The 2,588-nt window shown below is 70.7% G+C and carries 6 protein-coding genes; 1 reads left to right on the top strand and 5 read right to left on the bottom strand.

Annotated elements, in window-relative coordinates:
* Nucleotides 1–100: biotin carboxylase N-terminal domain-containing protein (locus ACFU53_RS47665; protein WP_157847070.1), on the bottom strand; the 100-nt coding region annotated here is incomplete at its 3' end.
* 393 nt (nucleotides 101–493) lie between these two features.
* Here ACFU53_RS47665 and ACFU53_RS47660 point away from each other — a divergent pair.
* Nucleotides 494–994, top strand: a complete 501-nt coding sequence (locus ACFU53_RS47660) for a hypothetical protein (RefSeq protein ID WP_384006824.1) — start codon at nucleotides 494–496, stop codon at nucleotides 992–994.
* A 9-nt stretch (nucleotides 995–1,003) separates the two neighbouring features.
* On the opposite strand, the gene ACFU53_RS47655 is transcribed toward ACFU53_RS47660, so the two are convergent.
* The 4 genes from ACFU53_RS47655 to ACFU53_RS47640 form a co-directional block, all read right to left on the bottom strand.
* Nucleotides 1,004–1,624 carry a Maf family protein gene (locus tag ACFU53_RS47655; RefSeq protein WP_384006821.1) on the bottom strand — a complete coding sequence of 207 codons (621 nt, stop codon included), beginning with the start codon at nucleotides 1,622–1,624 and terminating at the stop codon, nucleotides 1,004–1,006.
* Nucleotides 1,625–1,961: 337 nt separating this feature from the next.
* Nucleotides 1,962–2,090 (bottom strand): morphogenic membrane protein MmpB, encoded by a 129-nt coding sequence (mmpB, locus tag ACFU53_RS47650; RefSeq protein WP_384006818.1) that lies wholly within the window; start codon nucleotides 2,088–2,090, stop codon nucleotides 1,962–1,964.
* Nucleotides 2,091–2,162: 72 nt separating this feature from the next.
* Nucleotides 2,163–2,372: an acyl-CoA carboxylase epsilon subunit gene (locus ACFU53_RS47645; RefSeq protein WP_184904269.1), complete on the bottom strand. Its 210-nt coding sequence runs from the start codon at nucleotides 2,370–2,372 to the stop codon at nucleotides 2,163–2,165.
* 17 nt (nucleotides 2,373–2,389) lie between these two features.
* The coding region (locus ACFU53_RS47640) for a carboxyl transferase domain-containing protein (protein WP_384006814.1) at nucleotides 2,390–2,588 on the bottom strand (199 nt) is incomplete at its 5' end.

Here is a 2,588-nt window from a genome sequence, read left to right as displayed (position 1 = left end):
GATCGGCGTACACGGCCACGCTCGCGATCCCGGCGTCCCGGCACGCCCGGGCGACGCGGACAGCGATTTCGCCTCGGTTGGCGATCAACACCTTGCGCACGATGGCTCCCTCTCCTTGAAACAAGCCGAGTTTAGGGACTGCCGACACGGCGTTTCGACCCGTCCACAATGGTGAGCTTGCCCACACGGAGCGTGAAACGAGGCTCGCTCGACCCGCGAAATCCCTTGTCGCACAGCATTGCGCAGGACTCCACGCGGAAACCCTAGCCCTCCGATGTGGTCAAGGTCTCTGTGCGGCCGTGCTGCGGCCGGTTGGGTTTCTTTGTGGAGTCCCTACTAATGGCCCAACGATTCTTTGCTCTCGCGAGAACCCTTGTCCCGGGGTTTACCCGTTAGTAGCGTTCGCGATGTTCTCCTACACCTACCTGGGGTAACGACGTGGGTGCGCGAGGCGCTGAGAGCAGCAGGACGAGAGTGGAAGTGGGTGGGGCCGGTGATCCGCAGACCGGTGGCGGTGGTCACGGCGATCGTGCTGTTCGTGGAAGGGCTCGGGATCGCCGGGCTGCAGTGGTTCCTCGGCACGGTCGTCGACCGGCAGAAGATGTCGCTCGCCGGGCTGGATCCGGACGCGATGTCCGTCTCCACGAAGGCCGGAGGTGTCCTGTTCGGCCTCTACTTCGTCTTCTGCGGCGTGGTCGCCCTGCTCGTCGCGCTGCGCAACCGGCCCGCCGCCGGGCTCGGGAAGATCCTGCTCATCAGTGTGGCCGTCGTGCACGGGCTGCTCGGGGCGGTCACCGTGGGGCTGGTCGGGTGGGGCGCGTTCGCGTTCATGATGGTGGTGCTGGGGCTCGTGCTGCTCACGCTGATGACGTACGACCGGCAGGACGGGGTTGCCGACGCGGTGCCAGGTGGGTCTGGTGGCGCGGGTGGGCGCGGTACGGGTGGGCCGGAGCGGGCTGCTCCGGCTGTTCCTCCGGCATCGAGTGCTTCGTGAGACCTCGGGTCACTTCTCGCGGGGCGTCCACAGCTCTGTGATGCCTACGCCCAGTTGGGCCAGCAGGCGGCGGAGCAGGGGCAGGCTGATGCCGATGACGTTGCCGTTGTCGCCCTCGATGCCGTCGATGAACGGGGCCGAGCGGCCGTCGAGGGTGAACGCGCCCGCCACGTGGAGGGGCTCGCCGGAGGCGACGTACGCGGCGATCTCCTCGTCGGTGGGGTCGCCGAAGTGGACGACCGTGGAGGCCGTCGCGGAGGTGTAGCGGCCGGTGACGGTGTCGTAGACGCAGTGGCCGGTCTGGAGCGTGCCGGCGCGGCCGCGCATCGACTTCCAGCGGGCGGTGGCCTCCTCGGCGTCGGCGGGCTTGCCGAGGGCTTCGCCGTCGAGGTCGAGGACCGAGTCGCAGCCGATGACCAGGGCGCCCTTGACCTCGGGCTTCGCGGCCACGACGGAGGCCTTGGCCTCGGCGAGGGCGAGGGCGAGGTCGGCGGGGGTGGGGGCGGTCACGGCGTCCTCGTCGACGCCGCTGACGATCACCTCGGGGGCGAGGCCGGCCTGGCGCAGCAGGTTGAGCCGGGCGGGGGACTGGGAGGCGAGCACGAGGCGGCGGGGGTGCGGGGCGGTCATGGGGTCAGGGTATTGCCTCCGGCGGTCGGCCGGTTTCGGCTGCGTGGCCCGGGCTTTCGGACGGCCGGGACCGGTGCGGTGGGCGCCTGTTCGTCGTGGGGGTGCTGCTGCGCCGTGGGCGGGGTCCTGTCCGCTGTGGTTGCTCGCGCAGTTCCCCGCGCCCCTTTGAGGGCGCGGGCGGGCCGGTGGTCGGTCGGGGGCCGTGCCGCCGTCCTGGGAGCTGTTCCAGCAGCCGTACCCGGCTCAGGGGAGCTGTGACGCTGGGGGGGTGGTACGGGTGGGCGCGACGGCGCCCTGTGCGTGCCGGTAAGCGCCCCCGCCCGGATCCGGACGTCGGTCAGAGGATGCCCAGGACGAGCATGGCCAGGAGCATGGCTATGGCCATGAGGATGCTGAGCCGCCGAAGCATGGCCTGCGTGTCGCGCAGTTCCTTCGGCGGCTCGTTCTCAGGGTCGGACCAGAGCATGGTGCGATGGTGCGTCGCTCGGGGGGTCGGGCGCCTGAGTACGCGTACTCAAGTTGGTAGGGGTGGTTCCGCTCAGCCGGGCCAGTAGGTGCGGCTCCAGGTGGTGGGGCCCGGGGCCGGCAGGCGGTGGGCGGCGATGCGGGACGGGTCGGACCAGGAGTCGCGGGGGGCGGGCGCGCCGGGCGGCTCGGTGGCTGCCGCCGCGGCGCGGGCCCGGACCACCGCCAGTGCGGCGGCCAGCTCCTCGGGGGTCGGATTGCCCCGTACGACCTTGATGGTCATGTCGGCTCCCAGCAGGGCTAGAGGGGGATGTTTCCGTGCTTCTTCGGGGGGAGGGTTTCGCGTTTGGTGCGGAGTTGACGCAGGCCGCGGATGAGGTGGCGGCGGGTTTTGGAGGGGGTGATGACGGCGTCGACGTAGCCGCGTTCGGCTGCGGTGTAGGGGTTGAGGAGGGTGTCCTCGTACTCCCGGACGAGGCGGGCGCGGACTGCTTCGCGT

This window comes from Streptomyces sp. NPDC057474 (assembly GCF_042802555.1).
Classification (GTDB): Bacteria; Actinomycetota; Actinomycetes; order Streptomycetales; family Streptomycetaceae; genus Streptomyces.
Note: the sequence above shows the minus strand (reverse complement) of the source record. Positions and strands in the feature narration are given on the sequence as shown.